Annotated in this window: 25 protein-coding genes; 13 read left to right on the top strand and 12 right to left on the bottom strand. The window is 65.1% G+C overall.

The genetic code is table 11. The features are described from left to right. Positions 1–32: 32 nt before the first annotated feature. The 6 genes from A1351_RS21495 to A1351_RS21470 form a co-directional block, all read right to left on the bottom strand. The gene (locus A1351_RS21495) at positions 33–1,067 is read right to left on the bottom strand and encodes an NAD(P)/FAD-dependent oxidoreductase (RefSeq protein ID WP_024879019.1); all 1,035 of its coding nucleotides are present in this window, start codon (positions 1,065–1,067) and stop codon (positions 33–35) included. A gap of 289 nt (positions 1,068–1,356) precedes the next feature. Beyond that, positions 1,357–1,746: a 2Fe-2S iron-sulfur cluster-binding protein gene (locus A1351_RS21490; RefSeq protein ID WP_024879018.1), complete on the bottom strand. Its 390-nt coding sequence runs from the start codon at positions 1,744–1,746 to the stop codon at positions 1,357–1,359. Between the two features lie 188 nt (positions 1,747–1,934). Continuing rightward, on the bottom strand, positions 1,935–2,519 hold the full coding sequence (locus A1351_RS21485; RefSeq protein ID WP_024879017.1) for an ABC-type transport auxiliary lipoprotein family protein: 585 nt from the start codon (positions 2,517–2,519) through the stop codon (positions 1,935–1,937). 330 nt (positions 2,520–2,849) lie between these two features. Beyond that, the gene (locus tag A1351_RS21480; protein WP_024879016.1) at positions 2,850–3,734 is read right to left on the bottom strand and encodes an MlaD family protein; all 885 of its coding nucleotides are present in this window, start codon (positions 3,732–3,734) and stop codon (positions 2,850–2,852) included. Positions 3,735–3,739: 5 nt separating this feature from the next. After that, positions 3,740–4,579 (bottom strand): ABC transporter ATP-binding protein, encoded by an 840-nt coding sequence (locus A1351_RS21475; protein WP_024879015.1) that lies wholly within the window; start codon positions 4,577–4,579, stop codon positions 3,740–3,742. 4 nt (positions 4,580–4,583) lie between these two features. Then, on the bottom strand, positions 4,584–5,729 hold the full coding sequence (locus A1351_RS21470) for an ABC transporter permease (RefSeq protein WP_024879014.1): 1,146 nt from the start codon (positions 5,727–5,729) through the stop codon (positions 4,584–4,586). Between the two features lie 136 nt (positions 5,730–5,865). Between A1351_RS21470 and dgcA the strand changes: the two genes are divergently transcribed. Beyond that, positions 5,866–6,849 (top strand): N-acetyl-D-Glu racemase DgcA, encoded by a 984-nt coding sequence (dgcA, locus tag A1351_RS21465; protein ID WP_024879013.1) that lies wholly within the window; start codon positions 5,866–5,868, stop codon positions 6,847–6,849. A gap of 36 nt (positions 6,850–6,885) precedes the next feature. Here dgcA and A1351_RS21460 read toward each other — a convergent pair whose 3' ends face one another. Both A1351_RS21460 and A1351_RS24170 read right to left on the bottom strand, forming a co-directional pair. After that, the gene (locus tag A1351_RS21460; protein ID WP_024879012.1) at positions 6,886–7,347 is read right to left on the bottom strand and encodes a hypothetical protein; all 462 of its coding nucleotides are present in this window, start codon (positions 7,345–7,347) and stop codon (positions 6,886–6,888) included. A 28-nt stretch (positions 7,348–7,375) separates the two neighbouring features. Further along, positions 7,376–7,702 (bottom strand): HigA family addiction module antitoxin, encoded by a 327-nt coding sequence (locus A1351_RS24170; protein ID WP_024879011.1) that lies wholly within the window; start codon positions 7,700–7,702, stop codon positions 7,376–7,378. 299 nt (positions 7,703–8,001) lie between these two features. Between A1351_RS24170 and A1351_RS21450 the strand changes: the two genes are divergently transcribed. After that, on the top strand, positions 8,002–9,057 hold the full coding sequence (locus A1351_RS21450) for an NAD(P)-dependent alcohol dehydrogenase (RefSeq protein ID WP_024879010.1): 1,056 nt from the start codon (positions 8,002–8,004) through the stop codon (positions 9,055–9,057). Positions 9,058–9,134: 77 nt separating this feature from the next. Here A1351_RS21450 and A1351_RS21445 read toward each other — a convergent pair whose 3' ends face one another. Continuing rightward, positions 9,135–10,022: an outer-membrane lipoprotein carrier protein LolA gene (locus A1351_RS21445; protein WP_064033876.1), complete on the bottom strand. Its 888-nt coding sequence runs from the start codon at positions 10,020–10,022 to the stop codon at positions 9,135–9,137. A gap of 246 nt (positions 10,023–10,268) precedes the next feature. Between A1351_RS21445 and A1351_RS21440 the strand changes: the two genes are divergently transcribed. Then, complete coding sequence (locus A1351_RS21440) at positions 10,269–11,417, top strand: hypothetical protein (protein WP_157096433.1); 1,149 nt, start codon at positions 10,269–10,271, stop codon at positions 11,415–11,417. Between the two features lie 124 nt (positions 11,418–11,541). On the opposite strand, the gene A1351_RS21435 is transcribed toward A1351_RS21440, so the two are convergent. Then, positions 11,542–14,070: a DNA translocase FtsK 4TM domain-containing protein gene (locus A1351_RS21435; protein WP_083967446.1), complete on the bottom strand. Its 2,529-nt coding sequence runs from the start codon at positions 14,068–14,070 to the stop codon at positions 11,542–11,544. Positions 14,071–14,225: 155 nt separating this feature from the next. Further along, the gene (locus tag A1351_RS21430) at positions 14,226–15,227 is read right to left on the bottom strand and encodes a peptidoglycan-binding protein (RefSeq protein WP_064033874.1); all 1,002 of its coding nucleotides are present in this window, start codon (positions 15,225–15,227) and stop codon (positions 14,226–14,228) included. Positions 15,228–15,431: 204 nt separating this feature from the next. Here A1351_RS21430 and rfbF point away from each other — a divergent pair, with 204 nt between their 5' ends. From rfbF to A1351_RS21405, 5 genes are all read left to right on the top strand, one after another. After that, positions 15,432–16,205, top strand: coding sequence for a glucose-1-phosphate cytidylyltransferase (rfbF, locus tag A1351_RS21425; RefSeq protein WP_064033873.1), 774 nt, complete (start codon positions 15,432–15,434; stop codon positions 16,203–16,205). After that, on the top strand, positions 16,202–17,314 hold the full coding sequence (rfbG, locus tag A1351_RS21420) for a CDP-glucose 4,6-dehydratase (RefSeq protein ID WP_064033882.1): 1,113 nt from the start codon (positions 16,202–16,204) through the stop codon (positions 17,312–17,314). The genes rfbF and rfbG overlap by 4 nt, the downstream gene beginning before the upstream one ends. Beyond that, the gene (rfbH, locus tag A1351_RS21415; protein ID WP_024879003.1) at positions 17,311–18,687 is read left to right on the top strand and encodes a lipopolysaccharide biosynthesis protein RfbH; all 1,377 of its coding nucleotides are present in this window, start codon (positions 17,311–17,313) and stop codon (positions 18,685–18,687) included. Before rfbG ends, rfbH begins: the two co-directional genes overlap by 4 nt. Before the next feature lie 156 nt (positions 18,688–18,843). After that, complete coding sequence (locus A1351_RS21410) at positions 18,844–19,167, top strand: hypothetical protein (RefSeq protein WP_157096431.1); 324 nt, start codon at positions 18,844–18,846, stop codon at positions 19,165–19,167. Positions 19,168–19,435: 268 nt separating this feature from the next. Continuing rightward, positions 19,436–19,933 carry a sigma-70 family RNA polymerase sigma factor gene (locus tag A1351_RS21405; RefSeq protein WP_198162462.1) on the top strand — a complete coding sequence of 166 codons (498 nt, stop codon included), beginning with the start codon at positions 19,436–19,438 and terminating at the stop codon, positions 19,931–19,933. A gap of 63 nt (positions 19,934–19,996) precedes the next feature. Here A1351_RS21405 and A1351_RS21400 read toward each other — a convergent pair whose 3' ends face one another. Next, positions 19,997–20,746, bottom strand: a complete 750-nt coding sequence (locus A1351_RS21400) for a glucose 1-dehydrogenase (protein ID WP_064033871.1) — start codon at positions 20,744–20,746, stop codon at positions 19,997–19,999. A gap of 57 nt (positions 20,747–20,803) precedes the next feature. Between A1351_RS21400 and A1351_RS21395 the strand changes: the two genes are divergently transcribed. The 5 genes from A1351_RS21395 to obgE all read left to right on the top strand — a co-directional run bounded on the left by A1351_RS21395 (position 20,804) and on the right by obgE (position 23,977). After that, on the top strand, positions 20,804–21,217 hold the full coding sequence (locus A1351_RS21395; protein WP_371441515.1) for an ArsR/SmtB family transcription factor: 414 nt from the start codon (positions 20,804–20,806) through the stop codon (positions 21,215–21,217). A 147-nt stretch (positions 21,218–21,364) separates the two neighbouring features. Then, a complete protein-coding gene (rplU, locus tag A1351_RS21390) occupies positions 21,365–21,682 on the top strand; it encodes a 50S ribosomal protein L21 (RefSeq protein ID WP_064033869.1) in 318 nt (105 codons plus the stop codon). Positions 21,683–21,826: 144 nt separating this feature from the next. After that, positions 21,827–22,096 carry a 50S ribosomal protein L27 gene (gene rpmA / locus A1351_RS21385; RefSeq protein ID WP_024878997.1) on the top strand — a complete coding sequence of 90 codons (270 nt, stop codon included), beginning with the start codon at positions 21,827–21,829 and terminating at the stop codon, positions 22,094–22,096. A 197-nt stretch (positions 22,097–22,293) separates the two neighbouring features. Next, positions 22,294–22,896 (top strand): GNAT family N-acetyltransferase, encoded by a 603-nt coding sequence (locus tag A1351_RS21380; RefSeq protein ID WP_064033868.1) that lies wholly within the window; start codon positions 22,294–22,296, stop codon positions 22,894–22,896. 13 nt (positions 22,897–22,909) lie between these two features. Next, entirely contained in the window at positions 22,910–23,977 is a 1,068-nt protein-coding gene (gene obgE, locus A1351_RS21375; RefSeq protein WP_064033867.1) for a GTPase ObgE, read from the top strand. Positions 23,978–24,003: the final 26 nt, after the last annotated feature.

Here is a 24,003-nt window from a genome sequence, read left to right as displayed (position 1 = left end):
CCTCCGCGCGACCAAAGGACGAGGCTCGGCGATCAGACGCCGAGCTTCTTCTGCAGATTGGTCGAGGACGTCGTGTATTGGAACAGCAGCTTCTTGTCCGGGAAGATGTAGCGATGCGCCTTCTGCGCGGCCAGCGCCGCCTCGTGAAAGCCGCACAGAATGAGCTTCAGCTTGCCCGGATAGGTGTTGATGTCGCCGATGGCGAAAATGCCGGGGTGATTGGTCTCGAATTTCTCCGTGTCCACGGGAACGAGATTCTCGTGCAGGTTGAGCCCCCAATCCGCCACCGGGCCGAGCTTCATCGTCAGGCCGAAGAAGGGCATCAGGCGATGCGCCGACACCACCGTGTCGACATTGTCATTGCCGCGGATCGTCACCGAGGAGAGCTCGCCGTCCACGCCCTCGACCGCCGTGACCTGGCCGAGACGGAAGTCCACCCGCTTGGCGGCGATGTGCTCCTGCAGCGCATTGACCGAATGCGGCGCGGCGCGGAACTGATCGCGGCGATGGACGAGCGTCAGGCTCTTGGCGATGGGCTGCAGATTGAGCGTCCAATCCAATGCCGAATCGCCGCCGCCGACGATGACGACGTCACGGTCGCGGAAATCCTCCATGCGGCGCACCGCATAGAAGACCGACTTGTTCTCATAAGCGTCGATGCCGGCGATTGGCGGCTTTTTCGGCTGAAAGGAGCCTCCGCCCGCGGCGACGAGCACGACCTTGGCCTTGAATTTCGTTCCGGCGTCGGTCGTCACCTCGAAGGAGGGCTGCTCGGGCGTGCCCGTGGGTGTCAGCGTCTCGACCATCTCATTGAAATGGAAGGTCGGATTGAAGGGCTTGATCTGCTCCAGCAGATTATCGGTGAGGCCCTGGCCGGTGACGAGCGAATGGCCGGGAATGTCGTAGATCGGCTTCTCCGGATAGAGCTCGGAGCACTGGCCGCCTGCGCGCGGCAGAATATCGATGACATGAGCCCGAATATCGAGAAGGCCCAATTCGAAAACCGCGAACAGACCGGCCGGGCCGGCCCCGACGATCAGCGCGTCGGTCTCGATTGTCTCAGTCATTGTCCATCCTTCGCCGCGTTCGAAACGAAATTTCGCGAGGGCGGGGCGACTCTCGTCGGACCAAAATGCGCCGAGCGCGCTTCGATCGACCATGGCCGCCGCCATCGAAACAGGCAGGCCGGCGCGGCCAGCTCCGGTCGAAACCCGATCCCTTCACGGCCATGGTCTATAGCATCCGCGCCGTCATGCAAATGTCTTCGGGAGATCAAAACGAACGCAAAAAAAAACGCCGCGACGGGGCGGCGTTTTCGTCCTTCGAAGATCGGCGGCTTGCGTCCTCGCGGAGCCCTCAGCCCTGCTGCGAGGGCGTCGTCACCACGAGGCCGTCGAGCTCCGGCCGCACGGTGATCTGGCAGCTGAGGCGCGAATTGGGCTTCACGTCGAAGGCGAAGTCCAGCATGTCTTCTTCCATCTGCGACGGCTTGCCGGCCTTCTCGACCCAAGCCTCGTCGACATAGACATGGCAGGTGGCGCAGGCGCAGGCCCCGCCGCATTCGGCCGGAATCTCGGGAATGTCGTTGCGGCGCGCCGTCTCCATGACCGTGGAGCCTGTCTCGCCCTCGACCGTGCGGGCCTGACCATGCGAATCGACGAAAGTGATCTTCGCCTTGGTCGGAGCGCCGCCGCCGGGCTCGGCGCCATAGCGGTTCGCTTGGTCGTAGAGGCTGGTCTTCACCATGGTGCTCTGTCTCTTCCGTTGACGTGTCGGCGCGCCTGCCGCTGGCGCAAAATTCGGCGGGCCGCCGAAGTCCCTCGCCCGAAGCTTCGGCCCGACGCTCGTCCTATCGCGCGATCAGTTATCATCGGTAGGGCGGACGCGCTAGTCTTTCCTCGAGCCTGCGACGGCGTCATGTCGCAGGCTCGCGCTCAGACTTGCGCCGCGGTCCAACGCACGATCTGGCCGACGGTCGCGGTCAGCGCCTCGTCCAGCGCCTGCGTCGCCGCCGCGCCGGTGGAATGGGGCGCCGGCGCGCGGCTCGAGAAGACGCGGCCCTGCCCCACCGGCGCACCGCGCGAATCGAGCATTCTGGCGGCGATCTCGACCACCGCCTCGGAAGTCGTCACATCGATCTCGAAACGGCGAATCTCGGTCGAAAGCACATGATCCGCGATCATTCCGGCGCGCACGACCGAGCCGGCGCGGCGGCCGATGTCGAAGCCGGCGATGAGCCGCGCCTGCACGAGCCGCGGCAGCCGATCCACCCATTGCGCCTCGGCGAGATTGGCGACCTCGTTCGGCCCGGTGCGCACGACGATGCGATCGGAGTCGATGGGCTGCACCGCCTGCGGCTCGGCGACGGCGAGCGTGCCGCGCAAGGGCCGCGCCAGCGCGCGCCCAGCCTCGCCGGGACCGCCGAGATCGAAGCTCTCGCGCTGCGGCGCGCCGCCGCAAGCCGCGAGCGCCAGAGCGGCGAGCAGAATGAGTGAGAGCGACGCTCTCGACGGCGTCATGGACCGATCCTTCCCGCTGATCGCGCGCGACGCCGCGCCGCTTTCCCTGTTACCTTTTTCGACGCGTTTCCAACGCCGAACCGGCGTCCACTTCGGCTGGAACGCTGTCGTGATTCCAAGCTTACTCGAACGTCGCTGGTCATCAAAGCCGCTCGAGAACGGCTGAACGAAGCTTTCCTCATCCTGAGAAGCCGGCGAAGCCGGCGTCTCGAAGGACGAGGAAAGCGTCACGCGCCGCCTTCTGGGGCTCGCCCTCGTGCTTCGAGACAGCTCCTGCGGAGCCTCCTCGGCATGAGGGCGAGGATCGTGGCGTCTCACCCGAGCGCTCGGTCACTTGCCGCGATATTCGGGCAGAGACGGGCTCGCGCCGAAGATCACCTGCTGCGGATTCTTCTCCAGCGAGCGCACGGCGCGCTCCACCGTCTCCAGCGTCTTGCGCGCATCGACGGCGAGCTGCTCATATTGCTTCAGGCCGCCGCCGGAGAAATTCTTGAGATTGGCCGAGGCGCCGGCGATGTCGGCAGCAATGCTGTTCAGCTTCTTGGGATCGATCGCGGCGAGAAGCTTGTCGATACGCGCCGGCAGCGGCTTCATCGAGGCGCTGATCTCCGACATGTCATGGATGAAGGAGTCGATTCCGCCCGAATTATCGGCGAGCGCCTTGGTGAATTTCTCGGTGTTTCGCAGCGTGTCCGAGATGGTCTGCGAATTGGCGTCGAGCAATTTGCCCACTCTCTCGAGAACTTCGGTGGCGGTGGACGAGAGCTTCTGCACATTCTCGAGAATATTCTGAAACTCGGAGCGCTCGCCCTCGATGACGGGATAGGTCTCGCCCTGCTTGGCGCGCAGCTCCTCCGCGCCCGACGTGCCGCCGGTGAGCGACACATAGGAGACGCCGGTGAAGCCGGCCTGCTCGAGACGCGCGCGCGTGTTGGTCTTCACCGGCGTCTTGCGGTCTATGCTGACGAGCACGTCGACGCGGCTCGGATCCTGTTCGGAAATGGCGAGCTGCGTCACCTCGCCCACCTTCAGCCCGTTGAAGCGCACGTCGCCGCCGCGCAGCAGCCCGCTGACCGAGCCGTTGAAATGAACCTCATAGGTCTTGTATTGCGCCGTCTGGCTCGCTCCCGAGAACCAGAAGACGAAGCCGAAGGCCGCGAACACCACGGCGAGGGTGAAAGCGCCGATGAGGGCGAAATTGGCGCGGGTTTCCATGGGGCCTACTCTCGTCCTCGCATATTCGTCTTGCGCGCGTCGAGCGCGCCGGAGAGGCGCGATCCGCGCACGCCGTGGAAATAAGCCTTCAGCCAAGGATGCTCGCAGGCGAGCATCTCCTCCATCGGCCCGGCGGCGATAACCTTTCCCTCGGCGAGCGCGGCGATGCGGTCGCAGATGGAATAGAGGCTGTCGAGATCATGCGTCACCATGAAGACGGTCAATCCGAGCGTATGTTGCAGAGTGGCGATCAGCTCGTCGAATTCCGCCGCGCCTATGGGGTCGAGGCCGGAGGTCGGCTCGTCGAGAAAGACCAGCTCCGGGTCGAGGGCGAGCGCGCGGGCGAGCGCCGCGCGCTTGATCATGCCGCCCGATAATTCGGCCGGAAATTTGTCCGCCGCGCTCGCGGGCAGGCCGACCAGCTCGAGCTTCAGCATCGCCAGCTCGTCCATCAGCCGCGCCGAAATATGCCCGGTCTCGCGCATGGGCATTTGAATGTTCTGCCGCACGGTGAGGCTGGAAAACAGCGCGCCGTTCTGAAACAGCACGCCCCAGCGCCGCTCGACGCGCCGGCGCTCGGCCGAGGTCAGCGCGTCGCGATCGCGCCCGAACAGCTCTATGAGGCCGGAGCGCTTATCGACGAGGCCGAGAATGGTGCGCATCAGCACCGATTTGCCCTGCCCCGAGCCGCCGACGAAGCCCAGCACCTCGCCGCGATAGACATCGAGATCGAGGCCGCGCATCACCAAGCTCTGCCCGAAGGCGACGAAGAGATCGCGCACGCGAATGACCGTCTCGCGCGTCGCGGCGGGCTTTTCGATCGTCTGCGAGGCGAGGTCGGTCATCGGGCTAATATTTGATCGCGGCGAAGAAGATGGCGAAGAAGCCGTCGAGCACGATGACCATGAAGATCGCCTTCACCACAGAAGCCGTGACATGGCGGCCGAGCGATTCGGCCGAGCCTCTGGTCGCCATGCCCTCCATAGCGGCCACCATGCCGATGACCAGCGCCATGAATGGCGCCTTTATGAGGCCGACGATGAAAGTGTTGCGGCCGATCGCCGCCTGCAGCAGCGAGAGATAGGCCGCCGGGCTGATGCCCTCATAGACCCAGCACACCAGAAGGCCGCCGAACAGCGCCGACATATCGGCGATGAAGGTGAGCAGCGGCAGCGACAGAACCAGCGCCAAGACGCGCGGCGTCACCAGCACCTCGACCGGCGAGAGGCCCATGACGCGCAGGGCGTCGACCTCCTCCCGCATCTTCATCGAGCCGAGCTCGGCGGTGATGGCGGAGCCGGAGCGGCCGGCGATCATGATGGAGGTGAGCAGCACGCCGAGCTCGCGCAGCACCAAAATGCCGATGAGATCGACCGCATAGGCGCCGGCGCCGAAGCGTCGCAGCTGGAATATGCCCTGCTGCGCGACAATGGCGCCGACGAGCAGATTGATGAGCGCGATGATCGGCAGGCTGCGAAAGCCGAAGCTCTCCATATGATAGACGAGCGAGGTGAAGCGAAAGCGTCCCGCCGCCATGAGCGAGACGCCCGAGGCGACGACGAACTCGCCGAGAAAGCCCACGCCGCTATAGGCGTCCTGCGCCGCCGAGACGACGGAGCGGCCGAGATCGGCGAGAATATCGACGACGAGCAGGCGACGGCAGCGCGACGGCGCCTCGAAGGGACGAAACTTCGTCTCTTGCAGCAAGATGACATGCTCCGGCCGCGCGCCCTCCAGCGAGACGGAGACCCCGGCATGGGCGAGCTCGTCCATGGCGCGGCCGATGATCCAGGCGCCGGCGGTGTCGAGCCGGACGATTTGCGCGAGATCGACGATAGCGCGAGCGGCGCCGCGGGCGGCGGCGGCCATGCCGGCGGCGTCCTTCTCCAGCGCGGCGGAATCGGCGAGCACCCATTCGCCGCCCAGCGCGAAGCGCGCGGTCTCGCCCTCTCGTCGCGACGAGAGGCGGGCCGTATGGTCGAGGTCCGTGGCCATGCCTATTTTCGGCCCTATGGGCCGGCGGCTCCCTTTCTCCGCGCCCCGCAGCGTCTTAACTTCCGCCGCAGCCAGAGTCGAGCGCGAGCCTGGCCGCGGCGCCCGCAGTCTCTCTGTTTCAACTGGAAAAATCGCTATGGGCGTCCAACTGACCATTTCCGTCGAACGTTTCCCCATCGCCGGGCGATTCGTCATCTCGCGCGGCGCCAAGACCGAGGCCGTCGTGGTGGTGGCTCAGCTCGCCGACCGCGACGCCATTGGCCACGGCGAATGCGTGCCCTACGCCCGCTATGGCGAGAGCGTCGAGAGCGTCGTCGATCAGCTGGAGAGCGTGCGCGATCTGCTGGAGGCCGGCGCCGATCGCGCAGCGCTGGCCGCTCTGCTGCCGCCGGGCGCGGCCCGCAACGCCGCCGATTGCGCGCTCTGGGATTTGGAGGCGAAGCGCACCGGCGTTTCCGCCTATCGGCTCGCCGGCCTCCTGCGCATGGAGCCGCTCGTCACCGCCTATACGATCTCGGTCGGAACGCCGGAAGAAATGCGCGAGGCCGCGGCCAAGGCCGCGCATCGCCCGCTGCTGAAGGTGAAGCTCGCCGGCGATGGCGACGCCGAGCGCATTGCGGCCGTGCGCGCCGGTGCGAGCGATTCGGCGCTGATCGTGGACGCCAACGAGGCATGGCGCGAAGAAAATTTCGTCGCCAATAGCGAAGCTTGCGCGAAAGCCGGCGTGAAGCTGATCGAGCAGCCGCTGCCGGCGGACGCCGATGAAGCGCTCGCGCGCCTCCCCCGCCCCGTGCCGATCTGCGCCGATGAGAGCGTCCACGACCGCATCAGCCTCGTCGCGCTGGTCGGGCGCTATGACGCGGTGAACATAAAGCTGGACAAGACCGGCGGCCTCACCGAGGCGCTGGCGCTCGCCGCCGAGGCGCGGCGGCTCGGCTTCTCGATCATGGCCGGCTGCATGGTCGGCACCTCGCTGGCCATGGCCCCAGCGCTGATCGTCGCGCAAGGGGCGGAGTTCGTCGATCTCGACGGACCGCTGCTGCTGGCGAAGGACCGCGAGCCGGGGCTGCGGTACGAGGGGTCGCTGGTGTATCCTCCGGAGAAGGAGCTGTGGGGGTGAGCGACGAAGGAGCGAGACCAACGACGTCAGACGCGGCTATACGACTTTGATATCGAGAATTTCTTGAAATCGAGGCAGCCAGACGTACCCCTGCCCTTTTCGAGCGGCGTAGCCGAGTTCGCACATATCGGGCATCACGTCACGCGCGTAGCAGCCGAGCGGAAACTCGACCCCGATTTCGTCGGTCATGCCTACTTTGTCGCTCGCGAAATAGAACAGGCTCGCGAGGAGCCTCGGCAGCGGCGCCCCTGACGAAGCGCGCTCATATGCGATCCGCTCTGCTTCTTCGGAACCGCAAACAAGCTCGAAGCAGCAGGCATGGCCCGGAGGATCGATCAAGGGCCGCAACAGTCCGAGCTTTTCGAGCTGTTCGGCGTAGTCTTCCAGATCCGATTGAAATGCATGAAAGAAATATGGCGTGGCGAGCGGGATTTCGCGCCCGTCGCGAAACAGTTCGCCGGGTTCATGACACAGAAGCGATTCGACGCCATCGATCATCAGTCGAACACATCGACCATAAATTCGTCTATCGCGTTCGAGCATGTGACCTCGCAGAGCCTGACGAATTCACGCCACCTTCGGCGCGAGCCGAGCAATGGAAACGCTCGCGCGCGCCCGCGCCCGCGCGAAGGTCATAGGCGATCTGCATCCGCATCCAGGCGTCGGCCGATCCGCCGAAAGCCTGCTCGAGCCGCAGCGCCATTTCCGGCGTGAGTCCGTGATGACCGTTGATCAGTCGATAGAGCTGCTGCCGCGTCACGCCGAGCCCCTTCGCCGCCTCGGCGACGCTCAGGCCCAGCTCCTCGATATTGTCTCGGATGAGCCCACCGGGATGGGCAGGATTTTTCATCATCGCCCGCGCCTTCATCAGTGATAGTCGATGAAATCGACATCTATTGTCCACCCCACGGCGCCGGTCGAAGGTTTCCTCATCCTGAGGAGCCCGCGAAGCGGGCGTCTCGAAGGACGAGGAAGCCGTCAGCGCCGCCCTCTGGAGCCCTCGCGCTTCGAGACGGCGGCTTCGCCGCCTCCTCAGTGTGAGGGGCGAGGGGGATCGCCCTTCCGCACCTTCGACCCAATCCTCGAAACATGCTATTGGAAACCGCCTCCGCCCGAGGCGAGTCCCCCCTTCGAAAATCCCGAGGCCCACCCATGCCCACCAAGGCCTATGCGGTCCAATCCGCCACCGCGCCTTTCGCGCCCTTCTCCATCGAGCGCCGCGCGCCGGGACCGAAGGATGTCGCGATCGACATTCTCTTTTGCGGCGTCTGCCATTCCGATCTGCACACGGCGCGCAGCGAATGGCCGGGCACGCGTTACCCTTGCGTGCCGGGCCATGAGATCGTCGGCCGCGTGACCGCCGTCGGCGCGGAGGCGACACGGTTCAAAGTGGGAGACATCGCCGCCGTCGGCTGCATGGTCGACAGCTGCCGCCACTGCGTCTCCTGCGACGATGGGCTCGAGCAATATTGCGAGCATGGCTTTGTCGCCACCTACAACGGCGCGCTCGACGGCTCCGGCGAGAACACTTTCGGCGGCTATTCGACGGCGATCGTCGTCGACGAGCATTTCGTGCTCGCCATTCATCACGAGGAGGCGCAGCTCGCCGCCGTCGCGCCGCTGCTCTGCGCCGGAATCACCACATGGTCGCCGCTCAAACATTGGGGCGTCGGGCCGGGCAAGAAGGTCGGCGTCGTCGGCATTGGCGGGCTCGGCCATATGGGCGTGAAGCTCGCCCATGCGCTGGGCGCGCATGTCGTCGCCTTCACCACCTCGCCGTCGAAACGCGAGGCCGCTCTCGCGCTCGGGGCCGACGAGGTCGTGGTCTCCAAGGATGCGGAGGCCATGGCGGCCCGCGCGGGCAGCCTCGACTTCATTCTCGATACGGTCGCCGTCAGCCATGATCTCGACGCCTATGTGAATCTGCTGAAGCGCGACGGCGTGCTGACTCTGGTGGGCGTGCCGGAGACGCCGCATCCCTCGCCATCGGCGGGCGGGCTGATCTTCAAGCGGCGGCAGATCGCCGGCTCGCTGATCGGCGGCATAAAGGAGACGCAGGAAATGCTCGATTTCTGCGCCGAGAAGGGCATTGTCGCCGATATAGAAACGATCGCCATGCAGGAGATCGAGACGGCCTATGCGCGCATGGTGAAGAGCGATGTGAAATATCGCTTCGTCATCGATATGGCGTCGCTGAAAGCCGCGTGAGCATCACGAGGGCTCGCCGGCTCTAGTTTCAACGCGTTTCCAACGCCGAACCAGCGTCCACTTCGGCTGGAAACGCTCTAATGAAAGTCGAGCAGCGAGCCCTTGTCGATCTTGAACAGATTGGCGTCCGGCGCGCTGCTGCGGTCGACGTTGAACAGCGACACCAAGGTCTCATAGCCCTGCGGGTCGGAGACCTGCCATTGCTTGAGCAGGAAGGTCTTGGAATCGAAGATCAGCTTGATCTTCGACGTGCCGCCGAAGGTCGCCTTGTCCTCTATGGAGATGGAGGCGCCGGCGTCGTCGATCACGACATCGACGAGCTTCACATCCTTTTGCAGATCGATCTTCTCGTTGAGAAGGAATTTCAGCGGCGTCTGATTGATGAAATAGAGGTCCTGCGTATTGAGCTTGCGATCGCGCACGGCGACCTGCACGCCGTCGGAGACAACCTCCATCGTGGCCGGCTGCGCATATTCGAAGCGCATGCGCCCGACCTTATGCACATAGAGCTTGCCCTCGGCCCGGCGGCCGTCGCCGCCGATCTGCACGAAATCGGCCGTCATGACGGGAGAGGAGTTGAGCGAGGCCTCGGCGCGCTTGATCGCCTCGTCACGGGTGAGCGGCGCCTGGGGCTGAGCCGCCACAGCGACGGCGGCGGCGGCTCCGCCCACTGCGACGGCGCCCACCGCGGCCTTGGCCGCATCCGGAACCGCGGGCGCCGGGGCAGGCGGCTTGGCGGCGGGGGGAGCGGCTTTGGGGTCGGCAGGCTTGGCCTGAGCGGTTTTGGGATCGGCGGGCTTCGGCTTCGCTTTGGCGTCGGCGGCCGGCTTGCCCTTGGCCGCCGGCTTTCCCGCCTGAGCCTTGGCGGCCGGCGTCGGATGCGGCTTTTTCTTCTGCTCCACGGCCTGAGCGCCGGAGGCGGCGAGAAGGGTGAGAACCAGCGCGGCGGCGAGAGGCGATTTCACAGGAATTGGTGCTCCAGACGATTTCGGCGCGGCTGATCGGGAGCCGTCCGCCGTCCTCACTAGGACGGCGATATGGCTAATGTTGGATCATATACGCGGAGCACGATTGCGTCGCCCTGACGTCGGCGCCCTCTCGGCGAGCGGCGGCTCTCGCGCGAGCGTGCTCTGACGCACAGTCGCCGGCGCGCATCCGCGCAAGATCACGGCGCCGGAGCGAGAACGCTCCAATTGCCGCCGGAGAATTTCATGGATTACGAAGCCATTGCCAGCCGCAGCCTGCTCGACGCGACCTTATGGGCCCGGCAGGAATGGGTGACCGTAGGCGACAACGCCCATGGCGGCCGGGTTCGCGTGCCTTTTCAGGATTCCATCCAGGGCTTTCAGCTGCTTCCCGCGCAAATGCGGCCGTTGGATCTCTATCGTTCGCCGAGCACGAAATTCGAGGATTTCGCGACGAGGTGGGAGAAGCGCTACAGCCTCCTCTTCGCCAACCGCAGCACGAAAATGTCGCTCGCGCCGGTCGTCGATCAAAAGCCCTTCTACGCTTATGATTATCCGGTCGTCGGCAAATTCGCCGCCTATCCGGTGATCGGACATATCGGAAGAGTGTTGGTCGAGAACATCATCGTTCAACGCAAATTCGCCACCAAGAACGACGGCGAGACGCGCATAAAGGAACTTCGGGCGATATTGGATCAAGATATCGCCTATGTGGAAGAGGATTATCCGAATGCGGGCGATTGGGGCTCCTTCGCTCACTTCAACAATATCGGGCCGAATTACTTCGAGCTGCTGATCGACCCCGAGGGCCGAATCCTGGCGATCCTTGGTTCCGGCGGGAGCGAGCCCGGACTCGTTTCGGAAGACCCGCTGAGCTATGTGATAGCGGGCTATGGTCTCGTCAAGCTCGCTGCGAAGGGCGGCAGAGTCGTCTTGAAGCTGCTCGCGCAAAGGGCCGCCCGCAAGGCCTTGGAGCGCAACGCTCTACACCCTGCGATGGTCCGCCTCGCCAAGACGGCTGCCGATCTGCAGGACAAGAACCCAATTCGAACGGCCGAATTGCTGACCGCGCCGCGTCGATTTCGACATACGCTCACATCGGAACTGCCGGGCGTCAGCTATGCGCGGATCGAGATGGAAGGCTCGCTGCGGCTCTCGACGGGCGCGGCGGCCCATTATGGCGAGGGCGTCTACGCCTGGCACGCGGGAGCGACAGGCGTCGGAACCTATATCGACATAGAGGTCGCCGCCGGAGCGGCCGTCGAGACGTTGAAAGTCGGCGCGCAGAGCTGGGTTCGGATCGTGCCTGCGCAAGGCGCCGTGCTGAGCGTGCGGATCGTCGCGACGAACCTCGCAAAGGAAGCGATCGAGATGGGCCGAATGCTCGTGAGATGAGCGGCGCGAAGCGCGAGGGGGAGCTCCAAAAGGCGCAAGTGAAGCTTTCCTCGTCCTTCGAGACGCCCGCTTCGCGAGCTCCTCAGGATGAGGAAAGCTTCACCCCCACATTCGCTGAAATCCCTCACGCCGCGTCTATGTCGAACGCCCCGCGATCTATCCCGCCGCCCACCAGAATCTCGCGCTTGCCGGCGTGATTGGCCTGGCCCACCACGCCTTCGCGCTCCATCTGCTCCACCAGCGAGGCGGCCTTATTGTAGCCGATCGACAGGCGCCGCTGAATGTAGCTCGTCGAGCATTTGCGGTCGCGCAGCACGATCGCCACGGCGCGGTCGTAGAGATCGGCGCCCTCCTCCGCATCCATGGAGCCGGGCGCGGCGCTCTCCACCGCCTCCTCGGAGGGCTCGTCCTCCGTGGTGATAGCGTCGAGATATTGCGGCTGCCCTTGCGTCTTCAAATGCGCGACGATCTTCTCGACCTCATTGTCCGAAACGAAAGGCCCGTGCACGCGCGAGATGCGGCCGCCGCCGGCCATATAGAGCATGTCGCCCTGACCCAAGAGCTGCTCGGCGCCCTGCTCGCCCAAAATGGTGCGGCTGTCGATCTTCGACGTCACCTGGAAGGAGATGCGCGTCGGGAAATTGGCCTTGATCGTGCCGGTGATGACATCCACCGAGGGACGCTGCGTCGCCATGATGAGGTGAATGCCGGCCGCGCGCGCCATTTGCGCGAGGCGTTGAATCGCGCCCTCAATGTCCTTGCCGGCGACGAGCATCAGATCCGCCATCTCGTCGACGATGACGACGATGAAGGGCAGAGGATGCAGCTCCATCTCCTCGCGCTCAAAGATCGCCTCGCCGGTCTCGCGGTCGAAGCCGGTCTGCACTGTGCGGGTGATGATCTCGCCCTTGGCCTGCGCCTCGACGACGCGCTGATTGAAACCCTCGATATTGCGCACGCCGAGCTTGGACATTTTCTTGTAGCGGTCCTCCATCTCGCGCACCGCCCATTTGAGGGCCACCACCGCCTTTTTGGGATCGGTGACGACGGGCGTCAGCAGATGGGGAATGTTGTCGTAGACAGAAAGCTCCAGCATTTTCGGATCGACCATGATGAGGCGGCACTCTTCCGGCTTCATCCGGTAGAGCAGCGACAGGATCATCGTGTTGATGGCGACCGATTTGCCGGAGCCGGTCGTGCCGGCGACGAGAAGATGCGGCATGCGCGCGAGATCGACGATGACCGGCTCGCCGCCGATCGTCTTGCCGAGCGCTATGGCGAGACGATGCTTGGTCTTCTCGAAATCCTCGCAGGCGAGCAATTCGCGAAGGAAGACGGTCTCGCGGCGATGGTTGGGCAGCTCTATGCCGATGGCGTTGCGGCCGGAGACCACGGCGACGCGCGCCGAGACCGCCGACATGGAGCGGGCGATATCGTCGGCGAGGCCGATCACGCGCGACGATTTGATCCCCGGCGCGGGCTCGAGCTCATAGAGCGTGACCACGGGGCCTGGCCGCACGTTGATGATCTCGCCCTTGACGCCGAAATCCTCGAGCACGCCCTCCAGCAGGCGGGCGTTCTGCTCGAGCGCATCCTGCGAGATTTTGGCGGCCGCCGCCTGCTTCTTGGGTTCGCTCAGCAGCAGCAGCGGCGGCAGCTCGTAGCGATGCTGCTCATTGCGGCTCTCGAACAAAGTGGGCTGGCGCTCGCGCATCACGCGCTTGCCCTGCTTCAGCGGACCGACGGGCTCCATCACGCGGGCGGAGGCCGGCGGCGGCTCGTCGTAATCCTCCTCGCGCGGCGCAGCGGCGGCCGAGGCGGCGCGCGCGGGCGCCGGCGGCGGGACAAAGGAGAAAGCGTCGAAAACCGGCTCGCGGCGGGCGGAGAGCAAAGGCGGGCCGGACGGCTCCTCGATCTCGACCGGCTTACGACGGCGCGCCAGCAGCGCGGCGAAACGACGCGTCACGAGCGTTTTTATCGTGAGGCCGGCGTGAATGAGCGCGCCCAGCGAGACGATGGCGACGCCGGGCTCGTCATCCTCCTCCTCGTCGATTCGGTGGTCGGCGGGCTCGTCCTCGGCATGGGCGGATGCGGCGGCCTCGAAGCCGAAGCCGGCGGCGCCGGTGAGGGCGAGAATGGCGGTTGCGGCGCCGACCAGCGCCACCAGCGCCATGGCCGCCGCCGATTCGCCGAAGAAGCGGCGCGGCAGCGCCAGTACGGCGTCGCCGAGCACGCCGCCGAGCCCGGTGGGCAGCGGCCAGCGGTCGGTGACGGGCAGAAGCGAGACGACCGCCGCCGCCGCGAGCGCGCCGATGATCCACAAGCCGAAGCGCAGCAGCGGCCGATGCAGCGCGCGCTGCGTGACGAGCCGCAGGCCCTGCGCGGCGATCGGCAATATCGCCGCGATCGCCGCGAGGCCGAACAGCTGCATCAATATATCGGCGGCGACCGCGCCGCCGGAGCCGAGCAGATTGCGCACCCGCCCGGTGGTCGCATGATTGAAGGAGGGATCGCGCGCCGACCAGGAGACCAGCGCCAGAGCCGCCGCGACCGAGGCCGCTATCAGCGCCGCGCCGGCGAGCTCCGCGGCTCGGCGCGCCGTGAATTCGCGCACCGGCTCGGAAACGTGACGGAATGCGTTGCTGCGCATCATGACGAACGAGCCCACTCGTGCGACGAATCGAAAAATACAGCGAAGCGCGCCGAAAACGGGCGCGCTCGGCTGACGTGACGGCCGAGGGTAGGCAGGCGGGGTTAAGGGGCGATTAACCCTGACGCCGCCTCATCGGCCGGTTCCGGCCGCCGCGCTCAGATCTGTCCCGACTCGGGCGGGCCATAGCCCATCTCCGGCAGGGCGTAGACCTGATAGCTATAGACATTTTTCAATGCTTCCTGCGGCGTCATGCGCCGGTAGTCGTGCCGTCCGGCTTCGCGCGCCGCGCCATTCGGCTTGGGATGCGGCGTGCTGACGTGATCGATCTCGCGCCCGGATCGGAAACGGCCGCCACAATAATGACCCAGCTCGTGGATGATCACCGGGAGGCTGCCGAACCGTTCATTGGCGACATAAATGTAAGCGCCCTGCTCGCCGGATTCGATTTCTGCGATGCTGAAAGAATATCCGCCCACATGCGCATAGGCGAGAGCGTCCTCGCGATAGTGATCCGACAATTGGAAAAGCGGGAAGCTGCCGGCGATGAATTTGGTCAAAGCGGCGTTCATACGCTGGTAGATCGTCGACACCGCATCGATATTGTCCAACGGATACGTCGCCTTGTGGAATTTGAAATGCCAATCCGCCTGGCGTTTCAGCTGCGCGTTGGAGAATAGCGGGCTCGGCAATGCGTAGGAGGACCGCACGACCGAAAGGCGGTGGAGGGCGTTCATCACCCGCGCTCGCGCGACCGGAGCCTGTTTCCGCGCGATCTCCAGCAAATCGGTTCGGCTCCCCCAATTGGCGATGACATTCATCTTGTCGATCGTCCATTTTCCAGGATCGACGCGCCCATCCGGGCGCCAGCCGTCATGGAATTGCGGATTTGCCGGAAACTGCTTCTTTTGGAAGTCGAGAATAGCGCCTCGCGTCAGCGGTCCGCATATTCCGTCTGTCGCCAATGGCGGCGCGGGACCGCCGTTGATCTTCGGAATCTTGTCGAGAAGCTGCTGAATCTTCAGCACGTCAGAATAGGAATTGACGCCGCCGAGACCGACGGATTCGGAAATCCGAACCTCGTCCGGCTTGCGCGCGGGCGGCGCATCGGCGGAACGATAGTCGATAATGCCATGCGATTTGCAAACACACCAACGCATTCGCGGCCCCCGCCCTCGATCGAAGAAGAACGATCCTCGTCCGCCACGACGAAAAATAATGTGCGGCCCCGCACGAGAGGATGCGAGGCCGCCGCGCCGAAGGCGGCAAGAGCGACAGGCTCGCGCAAGGCGCGCGGCTAGACTGCGTGAAAGGCGCGTCCCGATTCGCCGAGGAGCGCCCTCGCATTCTCGAGGAGACCGCGCGTGAAGGCCGTAATATTCGCAGGCGGTCTCGGCACGCGCCTCAGCGAGGAGACCGACAATCGCCCCAAGCCCATGATCGAGATCGGCGGCAAGCCGATCCTGTGGCACATAATGAAGATCTACTCGCAGCACGGGGTCAACGAGTTCATCGTCTGCCTCGGCTATAGAGGCTATTTCATCAAGGACTATTTTACGAACTACTTCCTTCATATGAGCGACGTCACCTTCGACCTCGCCGAGAACAAGACCATCGTCCACAATAAAATGGCCGAGCCCTGGCGGATCACGCTGGTCGACACCGGCATAGAGACGATGACCGGCGGACGCCTGAAGCGCATCGCAGATTATCTCCCCGATAACGAGCCCTTCTGCCTCACCTATGGCGATGGCGTCGCCGATATCGATATCGCCGGCGAGATCGACTATCACCGCGCCCATGGCCGGCTCGCGACCATGACGGTGGTGCGTCCGCCCGGCCGCTTCGGCGCCGTCACCATGGACGGCGACCACATTCTCTCCTTCGACGAGAAGCCGCGCGGCGACGGCGGCTGGATCAATGGCGGCTTCTTCGTGATGTGGAAGAAGGCGCTCGATTATATCGACGGTGATTTGACCGCGCTCGAGCAGCAGCCGCTGACCCGCATCGCGGCCGACGGGCAATTGCGCGCCTATCGCCACGACGGCTTCTGGCAATGCATGGACACGCTGCGCGACAAGCGTTTCCTCGAGCAATTGTGGAGCGGCGGCGAGGCGCCCTGGAAGGTCTGGGCGTGAACGCCTCCTTCTGGGCCGGCAAGCGCGTCCTCGTCACCGGGCACACCGGCTTCAAGGGCGGCTGGCTCTCCTTATGGCTGATGCGACTCGGCGCGAATGTGGCGGGCTACGCCCTGGCGCCGCCGACCGAGCCCAGCCTTTTCGCGCTCGCGCGCCTCGACCAGAAGATGACGAGCGTCATCGGCGACATTCGCGACGCCGCGCGGCTGGCGCGCGCGGTGCGGGAGCTCGAGCCGCAGATCGTCTTCCATCTCGCGGCGCAGCCGCTCGTGCGCTACTCCTACGCCAATCCGATCGAGACCTTCGAGGTCAACGCCCTCGGCACTGCGCATCTGCTGGAGGCGCTGCGCGGCGCGCCCTCGGCCCGCGCCATCGTCATCGTCACCAGCGACAAATGCTATGAGAATCGCGAATGGCCCTGGGCCTATCGCGAGAATGAGGCGATGGGCGGCTTCGATCCCTATAGCGCCAGCAAAGGCTGCGCGGAGCTCGTCGCCGCCTCCTTCCGCAATTCCTATTTTGCAACAGCCGATCACCCCACACGAGGCGCAGCATTGGCCACGGCCCGCGCCGGAAATGTCATCGGCGGCGGCGATTGGGCGGCGGATCGGCTCGTGCCCGATATTTTGCGCGCGTTGGAGCGCGGCGAGACGGCGCAAATACGTTTTCCGCGCGCGGTGCGTCCCTGGCAGCATGTGCTGGAGCCGCTCGCCGGCTATCTGACGCTGGCCGAGCGCCTGTGGAGCGATGGCGCGCCCTTCGCGGAAGCCTGGAATTTCGGCCCCGATCCCTCCGGCGAGCGCACGGTGGGAGAGATGGCCGACGCGCTCTGCCGCGCCTATGGCGAGGGCGCCGGCTGGACGAAGAGCGGCGGCGACGAGCCGCATGAGGCGCATTTGCTGAAACTCGATTCCGCCAAGGCGCGCAGCCGGCTCGGCTGGCGCCCGCAATGGTCGATCTTCGAGGCGCTGGAGGCGATCGTCGATTGGGAATCGCGCCGCCGCCGCGGCGAGGATGTGGCGACCACATCGCTCGCCCAGATCGACGCCTATGAGAGACGCATGGACGCCGCTGAGCGCGGCGCGAGCACGCCCGGAGCAATGATATGACGCCGCCCGCAGCCGCCGCCTCGCACGCCCCCGCCGAGACGGCGGATGAGAAAGACGCGCTGCGCGAGCAGATTTTGGCGCTTGTCGGCCGCTACGCCGAGATCGCCCATGCGACGCCGGAGTTTCGCCCCGGGGCCTCGGCCGTCCCGGTCTCCGGCAAGGTCTATGGTGCGCGCGAGATGCAGACGCTCGTCGATTCGGCGCTGGATTTTTGGCTCACCACCGGACGATTCAATGCGGCTTTCGAGAAGGCGCTGGAAAAGTTCATCGGCGTCCGGCATGCGTTGACCGCCAATTCCGGGTCCTCGGCCAATCTTCTGGCGCTCACCGCGCTGACCTCGCCGCTGCTGAAGGAGCGCGCGCTTCAGCCCGGCGACGAGGTCATCACCGTCGCCGCCGGCTTTCCGACGACGCTCAATCCCATTTTGCAGAATGGGATGACGCCCGTCTTCGTCGATGTCGACATACCGACCTATAATATCCGCGCCGATCTCATAGAGGCGGCGATCTCGCCGCGCACGCGCGCCATAATGATCGCCCATACGCTCGGCAATCCGTTCGATCTCGCAGAGGTGACGCGCATCGCCGAGAAGTACGGCCTGTGGCTGGTCGAGGATTGCTGCGACGCGCTCGGCTCGCTCTATGATGGACGCCAGGTCGGCACATTCGGCGACATAGGCACGCTGAGCTTCTATCCCGCGCATCACATCACAATGGGCGAAGGCGGCGCGGTGTTCACCTCGCGCTCCGTGCTGCGCCGCAGCGTCGAATCCTTCCGCGACTGGGGCCGCGACTGCTGGTGCGCGCCGGGCAAGGACGACACTTGCAAGAAGCGCTATGAGTGGCAATCAGGAGATCTGCCCTTCGGCTATGATCACAAATATGTCTATCAGCATCTCGGCTATAATCTGAAGATCACCGATATGCAGGCCGCCGTGGCGCTGGCGCAGATGGAGCGCCTGCCGGGCTTCATCGAGGCCCGCAAGCGCAATTTCGCGCTGCTGAAAGAGGCGCTGCGCCCCTATGAGGATGTTTTCCTGCTGCCCGAGGCGACGCCGCGCAGCGATCCCTCCTGGTTCGGCTTCGCGCTGACGCTGCGCGAGAATGCGCCTTTTGGACGCGAGGCGCTGCTGCAGCATCTCGCCGAGCGCCGCATCGGATCGCGGCTGCTGTTCGGCGGCAATCTTTTGCGCCAGCCTTATATGAAGGACCGCCCGCATCGGGTCGCCGGCGCGCTTTCCGCCACCGATGTCATCATGCGCCGCACTTTCTGGGTCGGCGTCTATCCCGGATTGAGCGAGGCGCATATCGCCTATATCGCCGAGTCGATCGGCGCCTTTCTCGCGGATGCAGGACATTGGCGCGCCGCCTGAGGGCGCGAAACGCGGCGGGCTCCTACGGCATGAGATTGCAATATTTCTGAACACACGTATTAGTTGTATTTGTGCGCCGTCGATGCTAGTTTCGTCGACATGCAGCGCATCTTCGGCCGATTGTTCCTGTCTCGCCGCGCTTCGCGAAATATCGCGATGCTGCTCTGCATTCTCGTCTTTCAATCGCTGTTCGCGCTCGTCCCCGCGCCGCGGCCGCAGCATGACGCTGTGGCTTCGACCTGCGCGTCGAGCGCGACGGAAAAGAGCGATGCGCCTATAGATCGTCATTGCCGAACGCTCGACTGCTGCATGTTCGGCTGCGCATTGCATGACGCGTCTTGGCTCGAAACGGCGTTCGCCTCGGCGCATCTCGTCCCGTGGTCGAAGCCGACGCCGACGCGCCGTCCGGGCGATGCGCGGTCGCGCCCGCTGATTGCACATCTTCTCTTCGTCGCGCGCGGGCCGCCCGCCGCGATCTGATCTCCATCTACCGCTCATTATCGATTCCCTTCGCGCGTCGCCGCTCACCGAGGCCGGACATGTCGCGCCGCGAGCCCTGTCGCGCGGCCAGAGATTTGTCGTGCGCGACGCTCGTCGCGCGCAGCGCCCGACGTCGCTTTTTTTTGAAAAACAATGGCGGCTCGACGGAGCCCCGCCCTCGATGAAGGGATTTTCCAATGCCGAGAACGAAATCCTCATGCGGCGCCGCCGCGAGATTTTCTCACATCGGGACGCGGGAGGGCGTGCGATGACCGCCTCGGAGAAAGCCCTCGGCGCGCTCTATCAGGATTATGCGCCGGCCCTCCGCCGCTTCGCGCGTCGCCGCGTCGGCATGCAAGAGTCGGAAGATATGGTGCAGGACATCTATCTCCACGCGCTGCAGCGCGTCGATGTCGCCAAGCTCGACAGCCCGCGCGCCTATCTCTTCCGCATCGCCGCCAATCTCTCGGTCGACGCGATGCGCCGGGATCGCATCCGCTCGCGCTATGCAGAGGAGGCCGCGCGCGACGCCGATCAGGCGGAGCGGTCGAATTCCGGCGACGCGATCGCCACGCTCATGGAATTTCAAAAGCTGCGCGCCGCGCTGGAGCGGCTACCGCCGCTCTATCGGGAAATACTTCTGCTGAAACGCCTCGAGCATCTGACCAGCGCCGAGATCGCGGCCCGCGTCGGCGTGTCTGTCCGCACAGTCGAGCGTCATCTCGCCCGGGCCAATGACGAGATCAGGCGTGATCTCGGCGCGTGAACGAAAGAGCCGCCGCCATGCGTCGGTCCGACGCATGGCGGCGGCGCATGCAGAATGAGTCGATCAGACAGCCACCATCCCGCCATCGACATAGAGGTCGACGCCGGCGACATAGCTGCTCGCGCTGGAGGCGAGGAAGAGCACGGCCTCGGCCACCTCCTCCGATCTGCCGAAGCGGCCGAGCGGAACACTGGTCTCCAATTGTCCCGCCAATTCGTCGTGCTGCTGCTCGGAGAGGCCCATCGTGTCGAAGATCGGCGTCTCGATCGGGCCGGGGCTCACGACATTGACGCGAATCTTGCGGTCTTTCAGTTCGGCCGTCCAAGTGCGGGCGAAGGAGCGCACGGCCGCCTTCGTCGCCGAATAGACGCCGAAGCCGGGCGTGCCCACCGTATTGGCGATCGACGAGTTGAGCACGATCGCGCCGCCGTCGGAAAACAGCGGCAGCGCCTTCTGCACGGTGAACAGCAGGCCTTTGACGTTGATGTCGAACATGTGGTCGAAGAAAGCCTCGTTCACCGCTTCGATCGGCGCGAGACGGACGACTCCGGCATTGGCGAAGAGAATGTCGATGCGGCCGAAGCGCTCCTTCACCTCGGCGTAGAGCCGATCGAGATCTTCGAGCGACGAAACATCCCCCTGCACGCCGACGACGCCGGAGCCGATGCGCGCGACCGCGGCGTCAAGTTCCGCCTTCCGCCGGCCGGTGACGACGACCTGCGCGCCCTCCTTGGCGAAAAGCTCCGCCGTGGCGAGGCCTATGCCGCTATTGCCGCCGGTGACGACCGCGATTTTTCCTGAAAGACGACCCATGTCCGCGCTCCTTTCGCGCTAAATTCATTAGTTCAGTAATACGGAACTACTGAATGAATGTCAATCGTGCTAGTGTGGCGCATGAGGAAGCTCCACCATCCGCGGCCGGAAGAGATCACAGTCGAAGGGATTCTCTACGCCCTGGCCGATCCGGTGCGGGTGCAGATATTCACCCGGCTGGCGGCGTCGGAATGCGCGCAGAACTGCTCGCAATTCCTGAATGTTCTCGAGCAGGCGCCGCTCGCCAAATCGACGCTCTCGCAGCATTTCCGCATTTTGCGGGAGGCCGGGCTCATCCGCAGCGAGCGCCGCGGCGTGGAGCTCATCAATTCGACTCGCTGCGCAGAGCTGGCCGAGCGCTTCGGCCCCATGGTGCAGTCGATCATCTCGGCCTATGAGCGGCAGAAGATCGAGGCGGCGGCCGAATCGGCTCCGCGACCGACGATTGACAAAGACGCCGCGCCCGTCTAGGCCTTTCCCGCTTCGTCGCGGCGGTTTCGCCGCGATTTTCTTTTTGCGTCGACGCTTCGGCGCGAGGAGCGGAGCAAAAACCGGTCAACTGCAAAAAAGCCGGCCGGCGCATCGTCGCCAGAGCCGGGACGAACACAGGAAAAAGAGATGTTCGCAGTCATCAAGACCGGCGGGAAGCAATATAGCGTCACCGCCGGAGACACGATAACCGTCATGGCCCTCGAGGGCGCGGCGGGCGACAAGATCACCTTCGACGAGGTTCTGTTCGTCGGCGCCGAGGGCTCCGCCAAGATCGGCGCGCCGCTGGTCGCGGGCGCGAGCGTTTCGGGCGAGATCGCCGAGCAGGCGCGCAGCCCCAAGACGCTGGCCTTCAAGAAGCGCCGCCGCCAGAACTCCAAGCGCAAGCGCGGCCATCGTCAGGACCTGACGATCGTGCGCATCACCGGCATCGAAGCCGGCGCCTGAGAGTTTGGCGTAACGCCGCCCAGCGGCGTATAGAAGAACCAAGCGCGCCGCGCGTTCGGCGCGCGCGACAATTCAGCGGCCGCCCTGCGCGGTCCCCCCGAGCGGCGGGCGCCGGCTCGGCGTGAAAATCGAGGAGCGAGAACAATGGCTCACAAGAAAGCGGGCGGCTCGTCGCGCAACGGTCGCGACTCCGACGGTCGCCGTCTCGGCGTGAAGAAGTTCGGTGGCGAGGCCGTGATCGGCGGCAACATCATCGTTCGCCAGCGCGGCACGAAATGGCATCCCGGCCGTAATGTCGGCATCGGCAAGGATCACACGCTGTTCGCGCTCGTCGATGGCGTGGTCCTGTTCAAGTCCAGCGGCGGCCGCGCCTCGGTATCGGTCGTCGAGCCGGCGGCCGCAGCCGCCGAATAGGCGGAGGATCTGCGAGGACCTTCCGCCGGCGTTTCGATCCCCGGCGGATTTGGTCCTCGAGCAGTCGCGATAAAGGCGACGCTCCAGGCGCAAAATCCGGAAAAAGGCCTCAAAGGGTCGATAGGGGAAGCGGAACGCCCGCTTCCCCTTCGTCATTTTTCGGCCCTTTTTCGCACTCGGCCGCTATGGAGCCTCGGATGTTTCCGGAAATTGCCCGCGACGACATTTTCAGATTGGAGACCTCGCGGCTGTGGCTGCGCTGGCCGCGCGCCGCCGATGAGGGCTCGATCTGCCGTCTGGCCGGCGATCCCGAGGTCGCCTTGAAGACGGCGCGCATTCCGCACCCATATGAAGCATATCACGCCGAGGCTTTCATTCTCGCCGCGCGCGCCGAGAACGCCAGCGGCGCCGGCCTCACCCTCGCCTTGACGCAAAAGCGCCAGGCGGACGAGGCGATCGGCGTGATCGGCGTGCATGGGGCGAATGCGCGCGGGGCGGGCATGATCGGCTTCTGGCTGGGACAACCCTATTGGGGACGCGGTTTGATGAGCGAAGCGGCGGGCGCCTTCATCGATATGGTGTTCGGCATGACCGGGCTGGAGCGAATCGTCTCCAGCGCGCTGCCGAGCAACGCCGCCTCGCTGCGGGTGCATGAGAAGCTGGGCTTCACCCGCGCGGGACAGGGCAAATTCCCGGCGCCGGCGCGCGGCGGCGAGGTCGATGTGGAGCTTTTCGACCTGCGCCGCGGCGCCATTCCGACGAGCTTCGGCGCTCGGCGCCCGAAGCTGCAAGCGACATGAGTTCGAAACAGCCATGAAATTCCTGGATCAGGCGAAAATCTACGTGCGCTCGGGCGATGGCGGAGCCGGCTGCGTCTCCTTCCGTCGCGAGAAATTCATCGAGTTCGGCGGGCCGGACGGCGGCGACGGCGGCCGCGGCGGCGATGTGTTGGCGATCTGCGTCGATGGGCTCAACACGCTCATCGACTATCGCTATCAGCAGCATTTCAAGGCCAAGACCGGCGTTCATGGCATGGGCAAGAACCGCCATGGCGCGAAAGGCGCCGACGCGGTGCTGAAAGTGCCCGCCGGCACGCAGATTCTCGAGGAGGACGGCGAGACGCTGATCGCCGATCTGACCGAGGTCGGGCAGACCGCGATCATCGCGCGCGGCGGCAATGGCGGCTTCGGCAATCTGCACTTCACCACCTCGACGAACAGAGCCCCGCGCCGCGCCAATCCCGGTCTGGAGGGGATAGAGCGCACGCTCATCCTGCGGCTGAAGCTCATCGCCGACGCCGGGCTGATCGGCCTGCCCAACGCCGGCAAATCGACCTTTCTGGCCACGGTCAGCGCCGCCAAGCCCAAGATCGCCGATTATCCCTTCACCACTTTGCATCCCGGCCTCGGCGTGGTGCGGGTGGATGATCGCGAATTCGTGCTCGCCGACATTCCTGGCCTCATAGAGGGCGCGCATGACGGCCATGGGCTCGGCGACCGCTTCCTCGGCCATGTGGAGCGCTGCCGCGCGCTGCTGCATCTCGTGGACGCCACCGGCGAGCACGCCGGCAAGGATTACAAGATCGTCCGCCGCGAGCTCGCGGCCTATGGCGCCGAGCTCGACGAGAAACGGGAGATCGTCGCGCTGTCGAAAATCGACGCCGCCGACCCCGAGCATTTGAAGAAGCAGAAAGAGCGGCTCAAACGCGCAATGGCCTCCGCCGGCCCTGCGGGGGCCGCTGAGCGCCCTACCCTGCTGCTGCTATCCTCTGCCACCAGCGAAGGCGTGACGGCGGCTCTGCGCGCCCTGGCGGTCGCCAAGGAGACGGCGGCGCATGAGGAGGCGACGGCGGCCGAACCCGCGCCGGAATGGCGGCCCTGAGGCGAAGAGAGATCGACACAGAAAAT

Origin of the sequence: Methylosinus sp. R-45379 (assembly GCF_001644125.1) — a bacterium.
Lineage (GTDB): Bacteria > Pseudomonadota > Alphaproteobacteria > Rhizobiales > Beijerinckiaceae > Methylosinus.
The sequence above is the reverse complement of the archived record's forward strand: the minus strand, read 5'-3'. Positions and strand labels throughout refer to the sequence as shown.